At 42.9% G+C, this 16,705-nt stretch carries 16 protein-coding genes; 2 read left to right on the forward strand and 14 right to left on the reverse strand.

Going from position 1 to position 16,705, the window contains the following annotated elements; translation table 11 throughout:
- Positions 1-338: 338 nt before the first annotated feature.
- Positions 339-1,817: a leucyl aminopeptidase gene (locus tag F6K51_RS31205; protein WP_293027923.1), complete on the reverse strand. Its 1,479-nt coding sequence runs from the start codon at positions 1,815-1,817 to the stop codon at positions 339-341.
- 448 nt (positions 1,818-2,265) lie between these two features.
- Between F6K51_RS31205 and F6K51_RS31210 the strand changes: the two genes are divergently transcribed.
- Positions 2,266-2,445, forward strand: a complete 180-nt coding sequence (locus tag F6K51_RS31210) for a hypothetical protein (protein WP_293027925.1) — start codon at positions 2,266-2,268, stop codon at positions 2,443-2,445.
- A gap of 14 nt (positions 2,446-2,459) precedes the next feature.
- Here the strand turns inward: F6K51_RS31210 and F6K51_RS31215 are convergent, their stop codons facing one another.
- Complete coding sequence (locus tag F6K51_RS31215) at positions 2,460-3,287, reverse strand: hypothetical protein (RefSeq protein WP_293027928.1); 828 nt, start codon at positions 3,285-3,287, stop codon at positions 2,460-2,462.
- Positions 3,288-3,862: 575 nt separating this feature from the next.
- Here F6K51_RS31215 and F6K51_RS31220 point away from each other — a divergent pair.
- The gene (locus F6K51_RS31220; protein WP_293027931.1) at positions 3,863-4,486 is read left to right on the forward strand and encodes a hypothetical protein; all 624 of its coding nucleotides are present in this window, start codon (positions 3,863-3,865) and stop codon (positions 4,484-4,486) included.
- Between the two features lie 17 nt (positions 4,487-4,503).
- Here the strand turns inward: F6K51_RS31220 and F6K51_RS31225 are convergent, their stop codons facing one another.
- The 12 genes from F6K51_RS31225 to F6K51_RS31280 form a co-directional block, all read right to left on the reverse strand.
- Positions 4,504-5,748: an FAD-dependent hydroxylase gene (locus F6K51_RS31225; protein WP_293027934.1), complete on the reverse strand. Its 1,245-nt coding sequence runs from the start codon at positions 5,746-5,748 to the stop codon at positions 4,504-4,506.
- A 611-nt stretch (positions 5,749-6,359) separates the two neighbouring features.
- Positions 6,360-6,866, reverse strand: coding sequence for a Uma2 family endonuclease (locus F6K51_RS31230; RefSeq protein ID WP_293027936.1), 507 nt, complete (start codon positions 6,864-6,866; stop codon positions 6,360-6,362).
- Positions 6,867-7,035: 169 nt separating this feature from the next.
- Positions 7,036-7,470, reverse strand: a complete 435-nt coding sequence (locus tag F6K51_RS31235; RefSeq protein WP_293027939.1) for a DUF29 domain-containing protein — start codon at positions 7,468-7,470, stop codon at positions 7,036-7,038.
- Positions 7,471-7,602: 132 nt separating this feature from the next.
- On the reverse strand, positions 7,603-11,763 hold the full coding sequence (locus F6K51_RS31240; RefSeq protein WP_293027942.1) for a TIR domain-containing protein: 4,161 nt from the start codon (positions 11,761-11,763) through the stop codon (positions 7,603-7,605).
- 315 nt (positions 11,764-12,078) lie between these two features.
- The gene (locus tag F6K51_RS31245) at positions 12,079-13,152 is read right to left on the reverse strand and encodes a DUF4231 domain-containing protein (protein ID WP_293027944.1); all 1,074 of its coding nucleotides are present in this window, start codon (positions 13,150-13,152) and stop codon (positions 12,079-12,081) included.
- A 17-nt stretch (positions 13,153-13,169) separates the two neighbouring features.
- Positions 13,170-14,075 (reverse strand): hypothetical protein, encoded by a 906-nt coding sequence (locus F6K51_RS31250; protein WP_293027947.1) that lies wholly within the window; start codon positions 14,073-14,075, stop codon positions 13,170-13,172.
- A gap of 91 nt (positions 14,076-14,166) precedes the next feature.
- On the reverse strand, positions 14,167-14,934 hold the full coding sequence (locus F6K51_RS31255; protein WP_293027962.1) for a YebC/PmpR family DNA-binding transcriptional regulator: 768 nt from the start codon (positions 14,932-14,934) through the stop codon (positions 14,167-14,169).
- Positions 14,935-15,105: 171 nt separating this feature from the next.
- Positions 15,106-15,333: an ATP-binding protein gene (locus F6K51_RS31260; RefSeq protein WP_293027949.1), complete on the reverse strand. Its 228-nt coding sequence runs from the start codon at positions 15,331-15,333 to the stop codon at positions 15,106-15,108.
- Positions 15,334-15,354: 21 nt separating this feature from the next.
- Complete coding sequence (locus tag F6K51_RS31265; RefSeq protein ID WP_293027952.1) at positions 15,355-15,555, reverse strand: ATP-binding protein; 201 nt, start codon at positions 15,553-15,555, stop codon at positions 15,355-15,357.
- Positions 15,556-15,663: 108 nt separating this feature from the next.
- Positions 15,664-16,056, reverse strand: a complete 393-nt coding sequence (locus F6K51_RS31270) for a response regulator (RefSeq protein WP_293027954.1) — start codon at positions 16,054-16,056, stop codon at positions 15,664-15,666.
- Positions 16,057-16,079: 23 nt separating this feature from the next.
- Positions 16,080-16,202: a hypothetical protein gene (locus F6K51_RS31275; RefSeq protein ID WP_293027957.1), complete on the reverse strand. Its 123-nt coding sequence runs from the start codon at positions 16,200-16,202 to the stop codon at positions 16,080-16,082.
- Positions 16,203-16,244: 42 nt separating this feature from the next.
- On the reverse strand, positions 16,245-16,705 hold a 461-nt coding region (locus F6K51_RS31280; RefSeq protein ID WP_293027959.1), incomplete at its 5' end, for an EAL domain-containing protein.

Raw genomic sequence — 16,705 nt, forward strand, 5'->3', positions numbered from 1 at the left:
GTTCGATTTATAATAGTGTTGTCCATACTTATGAGGTACAAAGAAGTTTTTTACTATTCCCTATTCCCTAAAACTAATAAATTATGTACTTTAGCCAATTGCTTCTTTTGAAAACCCATAGCTAGTAATGCTGGGCGGAATTTAAAATTCAAAATTATGGCAGTCGCTCATGGGGGAAACCCCCAAGACCGCGCTGCATCGCTTTGAAAAGTATCTTTATTTCCGCCGTGCCTTACTATGGGATTGCTAAACTAAGGAATGATCTTAATGATCTTAAGTAATGATCTTAAGTATAGTTGGATCAGTTACCGATTACTCATTACCGATTACCGATTACTCTAAGTCTCACTCAATACCCAATTCACCAAAGTACGAACTGGAAAGCCAGTCGCACCAGAATTATTACAACCATTTTCTTTCTCAGTCCAAACTGTTCCAGCAATATCGATATGTACCCAAGGCGTTTCCTTAACAAATTGCTTCAAGAACAACGCTGCTGTAATCGAACCAGCTGCACGGGGCCCAGTATTTTTGAAATCAGCAATTTGAGACTTTAATCCCTCAAAGTACTTCTCTTCCATGGGCATCTGCCAGAGTTTTTCACCAGCCGCTTCTGCTGCCTCTTTAAACTGTTGCGATAGGTTTTCATTAGTGGTCCATAAACCAGCAATATCATTTCCCAATGCTACAACACAGGCACCAGTCAAGGTCGCTAAATCTGCGATCGCATCCACCTCTAATTTTTCCGCAAACACTAAAGCATCTGCTAGGGTCAGTCTTCCTTCCGCATCAGTATTATTGACCTCAATCGTCTTACCATTAGAAGCAGTAAGAATATCCCCTGGGTGCATGGCATGACCACTAATCATATTCTCCGTGGCCGCACTGATAAAGTGAACTTCGACATCTGGCTTTAACTGACCAATTACCTTAGCAGTCCCCAAGGTAGCCGCCGCACCACCCATATCGATTTTCATAGTCTCGATGCCACTACCAGCACCTTTAAGATTCAAGCCACCGGAGTCAAAGGTTAACCCCTTACCCACAATCGCTAATTTGCGTTTTGGCGTGCCATCAGGTTTGTAGGTAATATGAATAAACTTCGGGGGCAGATCTGAGGCTTTGGCAACCCCTAGGAAAGCACCCATTCCCAGTTCTTCACAGGCTTCCCTGTCCAAGATTTCCAGGGAAAAACCATACTCTGAGGCCAGCTCCTCTGCTGTCTTAGCCAAACTAATTGGTGTCACCTCATTAGCTGGTGCTGCCACCAACTCTCGTGCCAAAATTACACCTTCACAGATTTTCTGAGCCTTATCAATCCCTGCTTCTTGCCCAGCCAATCCCAGTAAATCAATCTGTTCCAGCTTTGCGCCCTTATCCTCGGATTCCGACTTAAAGCGATTGTCTTGGTGTAGTGCCAGGATTATCCCCTCAGTGATCACTTGTGCCGTTGCTGTGGGGTCATCATTAACCACGGGTAGGCTAATTCCAAGAGTTGTAATCTTTTGCTGTTTGGCAGTCCGAGCAATTGTGGCACTCCCACGGCGCAGTGTATCTAAGCTCAGGTCATCTGGTTTACCCAATCCTAACAATATAATTTTACGGATTGGGCTACCGGATCCCACACGGGTGACAGCAGAACTATTAGCGCTAGCTTTAAATTCTGTTTCCTCGATCAATTCTGTGATCGTACCAGCCAGTTTCTGATCCAACTCGGCTAAATCACCAGTCAGGTCTACAGCATCCTCAAATAACCCAATGGCTAGGGCATCGCCAGTCCAGTCTAACCGTGGTGTATCGATCCCTCGAATTTCCATATTTTTCTCTGTCTAGGTAATTACAATCAATGGTTTTGAGACCAATACCATAACAGATATCGACTGGTGATGGGGTGAGGGCAAAGCCATCTTGTTGGGTAACCGGGGATAGTTTTCAATCAATCCTGGCTTATTGTGCTTGTTGACCATGTAGTTTCTACATATAGTGTTTTTTTTATTTAGGATTGCTATTTATTCCGGATAACACCAGCCGATAGTGGTATTGATTATTAGTAGAGTAGCCTGAATTAAAATTGCCCTTTGGCAGATTTAATGAACAAATACTCAACTAACTTTGACTCCAATAATTGCTCATCAAAGTAAGAGTCTCAAAAATTAAGGTGTGTTTACTGAATATGTTTTTCCACTTTGGTAAGCCATTCCCATTAGCTCTAGAGGTGAACTTATGTCCGGACGGTATAAATTTACACTATATCTCGCAAAATACGTGGCTGAACTAAAAAAAGAGATAGAACAACACCCAAAAAAAGATGAAATTGTAGTTAATGCATATAACAATTTGTGTGACATTCTTGATAAGTTGAATGAAAAACTAAAGAAAGAAGCAAAGATTGAGGGTGAATCTGGTCCAATTACACGAACTTGGCAACGGATCAATAAGTCCTGAATGTAAACAGACCACTAAGGCTCGTAAGTTGTGTCTTTTACAAGCTTAGCCATTTTGTTCTTGACGTAGTCAATCGTCTCTACACCCAGGGTGTCTACTTGCTGATCAAGCTCCTCAGACATTCGCTTTTCAATAAATATAAGCGCCTTTTTATAGGGAATAGCCTTACCACCTAATGTTTGATAAAATTGAGGGTTAACTAAAAGAGGTGCTTCATGTACATCATCAATTATATTTTGGCATAAAAGCTCTAAAAGTTGAGCTACATCTTTTTTAAAATCATTGATATTTTTGCGAGAAACACCATCGTATGAATAGTCTTTAAAGTTTAATTCTTTAGTCCATTTATTAATCCTTTGACTGACCCATTCTGCTGCAGTTTTACGAGATACATATGGAGAATCATATTCTTCAATACTTTGGCTAATTCCTTTCATTATCTCAAGATTATGCTCATAATAACTGCTTAATTCATTGCTGTCTTTGATTACTGATATAGCTTGTATAGTTTGTTTAAGATTATTGAGTTTGGATATTTCTTTATCTTTATTATTTAAATCACTTTGCATTTTATAAATTTTCCTATCTTTTTCAGCTAATTTTTGATTCTTTATTTCCTTGAACAAAACCATAAAGATATAAAAACTTATAAGAACTAGACCTACTACGATCAGAATTGGTTTCTGGCTATTGTCAGTTTTAATCTCTCCGTTTCTGATATTGAATTCTATCCCGGCACCTATTACAAGGAACATTGCCCCTAAAGCAAGAGAAATAAATTGAGTAAATAAGGGTGGTTGTTTTACTAATCCACTGAATAAAGCTGTCAATAAATCCTTCATTGCTACAAAATTTTAGAAGAGAATAATTATCTAGACATCTCGTTCACTTTGTCAATGGGTAAGGTGTGCATCTCATTTTTGCTGCTTGGCCAAGTGGTGCGTTACGGGGTGACGCTGCTGGCGAAATATAAGTTAATATCCAAAACACTTTTTCTGCCGTTGATTAGGTTACAAAACTATAAAAGGTTTTGCCACCATTACACGGAATATCAAGGCTTTCAGCGTGTTAAGAAATATTTCGCCAATAGCATCCCACCCTGAAGCACCCTACGCAACATTTTAAAATATGAGATGCACCCATGCGTAAGTTTTATTATTAATTAATAAATTTTCTGAAATAGGCTGTACATTATAATAATTTTAATTCCTTCTAGAACGCTCGTCAAGTAATAGAAGTTGATCAAATAACCAATAAGTGGCTCAAGTGAGTCAATCAAACAACCACTTACTCTAGATAGTTCGATTCCCTAATCACCCCATCCCCCGATCATCAATAAATTTACCTAAGCAATGGTCTAGTCTTGAGCCACTTGAGGAATATTTCCCCTTAATCGCTGATTTCTGGTTTCCATCCTATGCCTCTGCTCGACCCCAACCGTTCTTACACCTTCAGTGAAATAGCCAAACTCAAAGCTCCGACGGATGAACTCTTGGCAGAATATGGCTATTCACTAGAACGTACCTTATTGGATTTGCGGCAATATCAGGGTGACTTAGATCGATTGCAGGAGCGCCAATCACGCCTCGAAGAAATTTTACCTTACCTGGATCTGAGCAACGAACAATCCCGGCGGGAGATGTTAATTGCACCTGTGATGGCAGATTTGATTCACTACACAAGGGCGCAATTGCGAATTGAGTATTCAATCAAGGTCAGCAATCAGCTTCAAGGCGCGTTGGACTATTTGCTCAGGACAACGACTAATCTGTTAGTAGTTGAGGCAAAGCAAGAGGATCTTACCAATGGTTTCACTCAGATGGCAGTGGAACTGATTGCCCTCGATCAGTGGGAGAAATGCCCATCGGTTGAGCAACAGCCACAGCTATTTGGAGCGGTTTCAACTGGAACAATCTGGCAGTTTGGTATTCTGCACCGTCAACACAAATTAATCACCCAAATATTGACTCTCTACCGGGTACCAACCGATTTAGAACCCTTAACCAGAATTCTGATCGCAGCGCTCTCTAGCAGCAATTGAGTGCGAGAGCCACTGCTCTAGTGTTGAGCAACTTGAGGAATATTTCCCCTTAAACCAGTCATCAACTTCAAGGCATAAATCTTCACTGGACGAATCCGGCGCAGCATCCATAACCCGAGACGGCGTATCCCGACTATTGGTAACCAGTTGTTGGAAAAGATCCGATCCAGGGTATCGGTAAACCCTAAGATGACTAGATTCTCTTGCTTGCGCCAGTTTTCATAGCGCTTAAGAACCTCTATGGCTCCAATATCTTCCCCTGCTTGGTGTGCCTCAGTCAAGACTTGGGCAAGGGCAGCAGCATCGCGAATCCCAAGGTTTAGTCCTTGACCACCGACAGGATGGCAACAATGGGCAGCATCACCAATCAGTGCTAATCGTGACTGAATATAGCGATCGCTCTGCATCAATTGCACTGGAAACAAATAGCGATCGCATTCCAACTCCAAGCGACCCAACAGACCACCAGTGTAGTATTCCAGCTTAGCGAGAAACTGATCTTCGTCTAGTGCTTGTAACGCTTTGGCTTCAGCATGGGGTGCTGTCCACACCACCTGGCAGCGATTCTCTGACAAGGGCAGCACCCCCATCGGACCACTAGGCCAGAAGCGTTCAAAAGCCGTATTATTGTGGGGCTTTTCGGTTTTAATCCGGGCAGTCACACAAGATTGCCAGTATTTCCAGCCACGAGTCGTAATCCTAGCCCTAGTCCGAATTTGCGATCGCGCTCCATCCGCCGCCACCACTAGCCGTGTCCTAATTCGATGCTGAGTATCACCCTCCTTGACAGTAATTTCCACCCCAGACTCCTGATAGTCTACATCCACTACTTCTGCTGGACAAAGCCAGTCAACATTGGGGCAATCTGTCAAAAATTCTTGCAAGGACGTTAGCACCGGACGGTGTTCTCCCACATACCCTAGGGCGTTGGTACCTAAATCTGAAGGGGAAAAATGCACCACACCGGAATGGTTAGCATCAGAAAGCTTGATCTGCCGAAATGTGCTAATCTGCGGCAGGATTTTATCCCAAACCCCAATACCTGCGAAAATACGCCCTGAGAGGATAGACAAAGCATAGGCTTGTACCCTGGCAGCTGCCACTGACTTCGGTTTGGCTTCTATGAGTAATACGCTCAACCCAGAATGTTTCAACGCACAGGCCAGGGTAGAACCAGTAATGCCACCCCCCACAATGGCTAGGTCGTAATCAAAACTTTGATGGGTTGCTGAGGTAGTTTGAATCAGCAGTTCCAGCGCCATAACTATAGTAGTAAGTGTCTCGGTAAATAGGAATATATACTCTTTTTCATTTTGACGCTTTTAGATCAACCCATCAACTGATCCAATTTTGCTCAACCTGGAAACACACGACTTAACTCTAGGGACAGATCTCCAAGACCAGGAATGGTAACCGTTTCATTGGGCAACACTACCCGTTTGACCAAAAATTTTGGGTTTCAAGCCTGGCCTATGGCCACGCTAGGCGAACGCCCTTCTAGGGCGACTTTTCCAGAAGTTATAAAAAAAATAGTGTATAATATATCTAAGTGTGTAGCCTAGCACAGGCAGGATTCGTCGGTACTGCCTCACTCAACAACGACGTAAAGCGATGCTAGTACACGAGGCGCGAAAAACCTCTAAAACGCATGGGTCTTAACAGACACCGAAAACCAGTAAAGTACAAATTAAAAGTATATAACGTACCGTGGGGCACACGGGAACGGGAAATCCCAACGCTTAGGGAGACAAGCCCACTGGGGTTAGTTAAATTAGGCTCAATATTTGGTTCTTCTGGACGGATATTTGGCTTAAGTATTGCCTTTCAGGATAACTAATTTTAAGGCATGTCGTAGAACTAAGAATCCCCGCTCTTATAGGGCGGGGAGTGTCAAGCGATAGCCGAAATTTCTTTGAGTATCTTGATAGGGCTGAGTATAGCACTCTAGTTGACCAGCCACCAGGTTAACAATCCAGTAATCCTGAATTTGGTTTTCTGAATATAAGGATAGCTTTACGGTTTGGTCATACTCCAGGGTTGAATCTGACACCTCAATCACTAGGAATATATCCTTTGGATAAGGGTGATTTGGCAAGTAGTCATCCGCCTGACCCCATGCGATCGCAACATCCGGTTCCGGTTCACTGTCGTTCGATAGGATGATTGGTTCCTGTCCCCGTACCACCCCACGGTGGCCTACTAGTCTGTCCAACTCTCGCCATAACTTAGTGTTGCAAACCGAGTGGGACGTACCCTTCGCCACCATTTGTATTAACTCTCCCCGAATCAACTCCACCCGGTCATCTTCTGTTAGAAAACCATTATCAATCAAGCGATGATAGTCAGCTAGGCTAAAGCGTTTAGTTTTGATCAGGGTCATGATAACTTAACTTTAAAAATACAGCTTAATTGTATGAGGGGTTATCCGTTTCCCATTTATCAACCCGTGCCTCTAGTGCCTTGAGTTTTTCAGTCCAAGTTATGGGTTTAATCACACCAATATCAATTAATTTAATATTCACTATATTATGCTAAAATAGGCTTTAATTTTAGGATTCTGGTAACCAATCCTGATCTAAAATCAATTCAAGAGAATAGGGGCAAGCCTCTGGGAAAACCGAAACAGACATTCCTGTTTGCTGGGCTGCCTTACGGCGAGCCCGCTGATAGCTTTGTTCCAGCTGCTCAGCGGGATAGCTCCTGAGACTGGGACTATCTTCAATAGCTAACTCAATCTGAGTACGAGCGTCAGTAATCGAATCCAGCCAGCTATCGGAGCGACGCTGATGCTGGTATTGCCACTTGAGCAAATGCAACAGCAGGCGAATCAATTGGCTAGTAATTCCCCGCCTTTCACTCTTGCCCAAGTCTTCAACCTCCTCAATCAGATTTTCTAAGTCAATCTCTTGCCAACGACCTTCTCGCAACAACTGTGCTGTTTGTTGTGTCCAGGAATTAAAATCTTTTGTGTATGCTTTTTCCACAAGTGTCTCTCCCTTTCTATACCCAATTTATCTCTTACTTTATTAACTCTTGCCTCTTGCCTCTTGCCTCTTGCCTCTTGCCTCTTGCCTCTTGCCTCTTGCCTCTTGCCTCTTGCCTTTCCTTAATCCAGTCTATTTTGATTTGGGTTTAATACCATCACAAAGAGTGCGATCGCTTTCATCGATTGCAGAATTGTGCTTGAGATAATCCCCTACCCAATCACAAGCCCGACCCAGAAGGTCATTGAAATCTAAACTTAGATCCATATCCCACATAATCACATTGCCACTGGAGTCAGATGAAGCCAGGATTTTGCCATCGGGACTGAAACTGAGGCTAAAAACGCCATCATTATGTCCAATCAGAGTTTCAAGTTCTTGCCCCTTCAAATTCCAGAGTTTAACCGTTTTGTCACCACTAGCCGAAGCAATCATCTTGCCATCTGGGCTGAAACTGACGCTAAACACCTTACCCTTATGCCCTTTGAGAGTTCGGATTTCTTTACCGTCTCTACTCCAAAGTTTAACTGTTTCGTCCTCACTACCAGAGACAAGCATCTGACTGTCGGGACTAAAACTGACACTCCAAATTACATCATCATGACCTTTGAGGATAGTAGGAGTTAAGCAAAAAGGCAAAAAATTTGTGTTATGGTCTGAGCCAACTGCTGGTTTTAAGTTTGCTGCTTTTAAGTTTACTGATTTTAAGTTTGCTGATTTTAATTCACCATTACATAAGTTTCCCCGACTCCAAAGCTTGATAGTATTATCATCACTACCAGCAGCAATCATCATACCATCGGGACTAAAATTAACACTTCTAACCGCAGCCCTAAGCTTTTTAAACCTTTGGCGTTCTCTTCCTTTAAAAGTCCAAAGCTTGACAGCTTTATCCCAACTGCCAGATACAATCGTCTGACTGTCAGGGCTGAAACTAACGCTAAAGACTCCAGCCTGATGCCCCTGGAGTGTTTGGATTTTTTTACCATCCTTACTCCAAAGTCTAACCTTACTATCCCGGCTACCTGTAGCAATAGTTTTGCCATCGGGGCTGAAACTAACACTAAACACTGCATCCCTGTGGTTTTCTAGAACTTTTGGAGTCAAACAAAAATCCAGCATATTGATAGTTTTACTAGACCTTATTTCCCCTAATACTTCCTTGCCACAGGTATAATCTAAATGCCATAGCTTAGCAGTTTTATCTTCACTAGCACTAGCCAAGGTTTTGCCATCTGGGCTAAAACTCACACTCCAGACATTACTCCTATGACCCTTGAAAGTGCGAGGTGTTTTCGCATATAAGCGCCAGAGTTTAATGGTTTTATCTTCACTAGCACTAGCCAGGGTCTTGCCATCTGGGCTAAAGCTAAGGTCATAAGCCCCAGCCTTATGCCCTCGGAAGGTTTGGAGTTCCGAGCCATCAAGGCTCCAGAGTTTGACGGTTTTATCCCGACTAGCAGAGGCGAGGGTTTTGCCATCCGGGCTGAACCTGACGCTTCTGACTCCAGCGAATTTCTTTGGAAAAGTCTTCAGTTCCCGACCATCAAGGCTCCAGAGTTTGATAGTCTTATCCCTACTAGCAGAAGCAATCATCTTGCCTTGGGGTGAGAAACTGATGCTATTAACCTCAGCCTTATGCCCCTTGAACGTTGCAATACTTGTCCCATCCAGGTGCCAGAGTTTGATAGTATTGTTACTTCCAGCAGAACCCAGAATTTTGCCATCCGGACTAAAGCTGATGCTGCGATATCCAGCCGCAATCCCCTCAAAGGTTTGGAGTTGGTTGCCATTGAGGCTCCACAGCTTGACAGTATTATCGTTACTAGCCGTAGCCAGCATCCTGCCGTCCGGACTAAAACTCACGCTCCGCACTCCACGCTGATGTCCTTTAAAGGTTTGGAGGTTTTTCCCGTCTAAGCTCCACAGTTTGACCGTCTTATCCTGACTAGCTGTAGCAATAGTCTTGCCATCTGGGCTGAAACTAACATTCCAAACGGTACCGTCATGTCCCTTAAAGGTTTGGAGTGGCTTACCCTTGCGGCTCCACAGTTTGACAGTATGGTCTTTACTAGCAGAAGCAATCAGATTACCGTCAGGGCTAAAACTAACACTAGTAACCCAACTGTTATGGCCTACCAAACGGTTGTATTCTCTAACCCAAGACATTGCTCCGTGCAATGCTGTCCTAACCAGCCCCTCAGTTTCAGGTTTTACACTACGTATCTGTTTTTGCAGTTGCCGTGCAGCCCTGATTGCTTCGATCAGGGCATCAAATTCCTGATTTGATTCTCTCAGAGCCAGTGAATATCGACTCAGAGCATTAATGTGACCTTCCCTAACCGTTTCTGGCCGTTTCCATTGCATGAAAGCAACCAAGCCAAAGCCAACAGCTGCTGCAAATGCTGCACTCATCAAAGTAAGGGACAACCGTAAGATAACTAATCGACGCTTTTCCCGTTTTCTCAAAATCGATATGGCATCCCGACTTTTAGCAATATAGTCCTTGTGTAAAGGTGTCGCAGTCGGCTGTTTATCATTGGTCTCGGCATCAAGCAACCATTGTTGGGCAATAGAAAATTCGCTGCCACGCAACAGCAAATCTGTATCTTGCTTAGACTGCTGCCATTCCCTAGCTCGCTGCAACCATTTGGTGTGACTGCGCACATGCTCTCGGTCAGTATCAAGGGTTCTGACCAATTCACTGAAATTGGGATAAAAATCTCCTCCATGCCGGTTGAAATCAATCCACTGGATGCTAGCTAATCCAGGATGTAGCATTTTTGCTGGTACCTGTGAAGAAAGCACAGTCACAAACCGTTTATTTAATGTCTGAGCATAGTCTACCTCCCCAGCACAGTAGCGTGAATTTACCGAAGCAGGGGAAATAATAAATAAGAAATTATCAGAATGTTCAATTCCACGATAGATTTCCTCTTGAAAATCACTGCCCGGAGGAATACTTTCTTGGTCAAACCAAGTCGTTTTACCCTGTAACTGCAATGCCTCATTTAACTTCCTAGCCAAATCCGAATCAGTACGGGAATAAGAAATAAAAACGTCTAGATAAGATTCATGCTGTTGATTCCTGCTAGCCGCCAGAAATTCTTCATGTAATCCTAGGGGTGGATGTTCCAGGCGTTGCCGATTTACTTTCAGCCAGTTTTCGTAATAGTTTAAATTGTGACCCCGCAATAAAATGCTAGAATTACGGTTTTGGCTCAGCCATTTGATCGCTTTGACTAACAAAAGCTTATGCTCTTCGTAATAGAGAGCATCTTGATTTAATTCTTTTAATAATTGAGCAGCCATTAAGCGGTAGTTTCCTTCATGGTTAGACTTAGTAAAATCTAGGAATTGTAATGAACTAATTTTTGGTGGTATTTGGTCAATATCCGTGTCTTCAATCAGTAGTGATATAATCCGTTTATTGTGAGCAAAGGCGTGTTCAAGTTCTTGCTGACAGTATTTTGATTGACTCGAATTGGGTGAAATTAAGTAAATGACATTATCAGCTTCCTCAATTCCTTGGTTGATTGCCGCTTGGAAGTCTATACCGGTTTTAATATCAGTTTCAGGTTTCCAGATTGTGATTCCTTCCCGCATCATGGTTTTGCTAAGTTTATCCTTGATATCTTGATCTTTATCAGCATAAGAGATAAACACTTGGGTCATTAAATTATTGGCATTTTTGGTGCTTTCACAAATAAACTCACAATGTAAATCCGTTGGCACACAAGGAGCTTGCTCTTTTTTAAACCGCACCTTTAACCAAGATTCAGCTTGAATACGTTCTGACTGGATTAACAGGTGGTTCGTTTTTTGTTGATTTCTGTCCCACTCCAGAGCTTTAACTAAAAACCGAGTATGCTGTTCTACATAATCAGCATGCTTACGGATGGAATTCATTAATTGTTTAAAGGACGCTTCAAAATCGTTGATTTTATCTTGGAAATAGATCCAGTTCAGTTTACGGATAATCGTAGGAATTTTGTCACGAGGGTATTTAACATGCACTAAAGGAATAATGCGTTTATTGTATTTAATAGCCAGTTCAATTTCTTTGAGGCAGTATTTTGAATTAACGGAATGGGGGGAAATGATAAAAATGAAGTTATGAGTTCTCTCAATGCCATTATCAATCTGATGCTGCCAATCTACAGCAGGCGGAATGTCCTTCTGGTCAAACCAGACCGTTAAGCCCAATTGTGTTAGTCTAGCTTCAAGTTTAGTAGCAAAGGCTTTGCTGTCAGCACGTCCGTAGGAGATAAAGGCATCGAAAAATATAGTCATTTGTCCAGGGGTCTAAGTGAGGAGATCTACTTAACACTACACTTGTAACACCCTGGATTTCGTAAATCGAGCAAGCTTGAAGAGTTGTGAGAGCGATGCAGCGCGGTCTTGGGGGTTTCCCCCACTCGCGCTTTGCATCAAGACAAGGAAATAGGGGCAACAGATGGGTAACGGATAGGTAACGGATATAACCAATGGGGAGCAGCTGAAGAATAGTTAGGATTGAGGTGTCACCTCTGGTGCTCTGCCCATCGGATGAATTTACACCACAAGAAAGCCAGTCTGTCAAGCACGTAAATGATATTATAAATGATCTCATTTAGTATCGACTTTCTTAGACGGAGAGGTGTTTTTTTCCTGAGCCTCAGACTCCTGGGTTTCACCATAGAGTTCTGCTAGTGCATCATTCATCTCTTGCACCCAGCCTACATTTTCGTTTTGGATGGTTTTCTCTGTACTGATCACCAATAACTCAAATTTTTCCAATTTTTCCTCGTCTGAGAGACCATGCCACCAAGTGCTTATATCGTACAAATCATCAGCTGCTTGGTTGTAAGCAATCAGCGTTGTCTCAACCCGTTTCAATTCCAGGAAACTCGAAAATGCTGCAGCAAAGGCTGTACTGACCGCCACCCAGATGTCTTCACCCAGCGCCACCAGAAATGAACCCACACCGCCCAAGATATATACTCCCCACTGGTAGCCATGCAATTGTATATCAAGTTTCCTAGTTCGCTTTCGGTACCACTTAAACTGGTCTTCCACTCGCCAGACTAGGTAGTGTTCGGGGGTGAGGTCAGAAAACTTATCGTCTTGATGATGCTGTTGAGCTTCCTGATGTTTCTTGTCCTTGCTTTTCTTGTCTTTGCTTAAGGATGAGCGTTTTCTACGGGAAACTTCCCCCTCGTAGGGGCTAAAACTAGTGTGGTGAACTGTGGTTCCTTTTAGCCTTTGACTAATCACCTTGACCTTACGTGCGAGCTTAGCATCCCGCGAGGTGTTATCACTGTATTCCCCAACTTGGGCACGGTAACAGTAAATTTCCCGTTTAATTGCCTCGGCACTACCCCGTAACAGAATCCAATTGCCACCTTTGTCGAACTTCACTGCACCTGCTAGTAGTACACTTAGAGCAATGGGCACTAGTAGAAGAATGTAGTGAATTACTTTGACCGTCTGATGTGAATCACCAAGGACGTCTACCAACTCTGAGTGGACCACAGCTAGCAAGGTAGCCAACACACTCAATACCAGAATTCCTATCCGCAGCAGGAAGAAACGTTTCTGAGCCGCTGTGGCATTTTTGCTATAGGTACGCTGACGTTCCCAAGCACGTTTGAGGGTTGGGCTTGGCCCAGGGGAGTATGTAGCCTCAACTTCTGACGTCATGACAGTCTATGTGTAGTCTATGTACTTTTTAATGTGTACATTGACTGTCTCGTCAGTCCCTCCATGAGGATTTTAGTCAATTCACTGAATGGTTGTGAGAGGTCGTAACAGGTCAAGTGATTTTGTTGCAAGTGATTTGGTTGTAATAGTTCCGTAACAGATTCTCGTGCTTCTTGTTCTGGATAGCGTACTGCCATCGTAATTTCATCTGCCAACCGACCACTGCCCCCAAGAACTACCAATGGTCGTCCAGCTTTCTTGTTTTCAAATAAGTCTACCAAGGTAATCGCCCCACCGTTAGCCATTACTGTGACTGATGGCTTTTCGTCTGCCAGGGTAGTAGCTATACGAGCCAACCAGGGGGATTCATCACCCCAGGTAGACCCAGGAATCAGCACAAAATGAGTATGATTTGGCTCCAGTGATGTTTGACCAGAAGATGAGGGGGGTGCATCAGGAAGCGCAATCTGGCCCACTGGGGCAATACCTACTAAGGGAAAGGTGCCAGCAATCTCAGCACGAGCTTGCCCCATCATCTGCATCACCCCAGTATCGGTACCGCCATCCACCACACATGCTCCGAGGGTTTCAGCAATGGGAGCTAGTACATTGACAAACAACAAGCGCAGACGAGCCATACTCTGATCACTCATCTTACTTGCCCCCCCAACTACCACTAGAACCGGACGGGAGCCGTGAAGACCGATTTGGTTCAGGGCAGCAGACAAGTCAACAGAATGATCCACTTGAATAGCACAAGCCGTTTGCCCATTCTTGAAGGTGAGTGTGAGAGGCTGGTTATTTAAGAACTGCTTGAAGATGAGATGGTTTGGCTTGTTTCCATGCTGGGACAAAGCACCAGACTTAGCTAAAACTCTCCTCTTGAGCAATCGGGGGGGAGCGATGCCTGCGCATCTAGCCATTAAGACCTTTTGGTGATCTGTTCGCTTTTGCTTTGTCTTGGCAGATAGAAACATTTAAAATTACCTATAGTGGTTTATAATATTTTATCTGCTAGATCATGCTCAGGGACATCAGCTGATCGGACATCTCGAAATTGGCGGTAACATTTTGTACATCCTCCAACTCTTCCAGAGCATCCATTAATTTTAAAAGCGTCCGCGCCAGATCTGGGTCAGTCACTTCCACCGTATTACTAGGAATCCAGCGCAACTGCGCCTCACTGACCTCAAAGCCCTGATTTTTCAAAATTTGACTCAGGTTTTCCAGGTTGCTAACTTCTGTAAATACCTCAGCCGTTACACCTTCGGAATCCTCGTTCAACTCATAAGTTTGAGCTCCCCCTTCAAGGGATGCTTCAAACAAATGGTCCTCTGTGATATCACCCGTAAGCGTAACGATACCTTTTTGCTCAAAAATCCAGCTAACGCAGCCTGTTTCACCCAGATTGCCACCATTCTTAGTAAATGCTGAGCGCAGGTCAGCTGCTGTCCGATTCCGATTATCAGTAAAAGCTTCGATCAAGATAGCAACGCCTCCTGGACCATACCCCTCATAGCGAATTTCTTCGAGATTGTCACTCTCATTGCCTAGGGTACCTGCTCCTTTTGCGATCGCTCTTTCAATGTTCTCATTGGGAATCCCTGCTGCCTTCGCCTTTTCCACCGCTTGCCGCAGCTGAAAATTACCCTCCGGATCCGGGATGCCATTGCGAGCAGCTACTATAATCTCCCGAGAGATTTTAGCAAAGGTCTTACCTTTAACTGCGTCAACCCTCGCTTTCTGACGCTTAATATTTGCCCATTTACTATGTCCTGCCATAACGGTTAAGTTGATTACAACCCAACTCACAAAATACCTCCACTTCTTGGTTTAAGCATATAACCTACCCAAGTCATTCCATAATATAATATAATATTATTTATTCTAGGATAGCTACTAACTTAAGGAAAGAAAGTCCATGGGAAATGGTAGATGTTAAATGGTTCTTGGTCAAGGCAGTAGCCCTTTGGAGATTAGGGGTAGGATTACTTGAACTGTAGTTTGTTCTCCTAGTATACTATCTATTGTTAATTTACCACCGTGTAACTCAGCTAGACGTTTAGCAATCAGCAGCCCCAACTCTGAGCCTTGTTGTTCGTAAAGGTTACCTTTAAACTGTAAGTCAGCTTCCAATTCAGCCATTTCAGCTTTAGATATCCCTTGTCCCTTGTCCTGCACTGACAAGATAAACGTATTATTTTATGAATAGCTATTGACCCAAACAGGTGTTCCCTCTTCTGAGAATTTAAAGGCATTATTAATTAACTCTTCCAACAGTTTATTAAGTCGATTTTGGTACATAGGAATAGTAGCCTCTTGCCAATCTAATTGCAAATCCTCAACCCGTCCTGTCTTTTGAGCAAGATTCTGAATCAAATTAGCCAGAACCGGATTAGGCAATTTACTGGTAGTCTTTCGCAGATTTTCCAGTTTATTGGAATCTGTAGCGATTATTTCAAGTTCTGCATAAAGTAAAAAGTTCTGAATTAACCTTAATAACCGTTCAGCCTACTGATGGATATCTTCTGCCATAGTCTTAATTTGATATCGTTCCAAACTATCCCATTTATCCATAATTAGTTTGGAAATATCCAGAATCAGATTTAGGGGTTTATCCATTTCATAGGGCAAATACAGTGTAATATTGCTGCGCAAATAATCCAGTTTTTTATCTTTTTGCAACTCAAGGGCAGCTTGCTTTTCCAATCTAGTAGTAATTGCTCCTAGTAGTTCTACTCTAGTAAATGGCTTGGTTAGATAATCATCTGCTCCTAATTCCATTCCTTGGCGCTGATCAGTTTTTTCATCTCTAGCTGTGAGAAACATAAAAGGAATGGTTGCCGTATCAGGATGTTTGCGCAAGATATGCAATACCTCATAACTATCAAATTCTGGCATCATAACATCGCAAATCCTAAAATATGTTAGGCATGCTGGGCTAACTCGATACCAATCCGACCATTACTACCAGCAATCGCCTCAAAGTCTTCAGCCTCCAGTAACTCCAGTATATTTTCTCGTACTGAAGGTTCATCTTCAATTAACATAATTTTTGTTCTTACCATTTTTTTGCGCTTTGTGAAACTAATCTAATTGACTTGAGGTAGTGGGAACCCAATACCGCTATTGAGTAAACGTTTAAATTCTGGCGCTGGTAAAGCCCTACTAATCAAATGACCCTGAACTCGATCACATTTATGAGAATAAATAAAATCCAATTCTTCTTGAGTTTCTACTCCTTCAGCAATCAGTTGTAGATTTAAACTTTTTGCCATTTGTATAATGGCCTTAGTAATAGCAGCCTGGTTAGGTTTATGCTCAATATTACGGACAAAGCACTGATCAATTTTGATAACATCAAAGGGAAATTGTTGTAAATAGCTTAATGAAGAATATCCGGTTCCAAAATCATCAATTGCAATTTCTAATCCTAGGTTTTTTAATTCATTTAACTGACGAATAGCAGTTTCAGTGTTTTTTACTAGTATACTTTCAGTTAGTTCTAGTTCTAGAGTTCGAGCGGTTAACTCAGTTGACTGCAAAATCTTGA

It is taken from the genome of Moorena sp. SIO3I8, assembly GCF_010692325.1.
In the GTDB taxonomy this organism is placed as follows: domain Bacteria; phylum Cyanobacteriota; class Cyanobacteriia; order Cyanobacteriales; family Coleofasciculaceae; genus Moorena.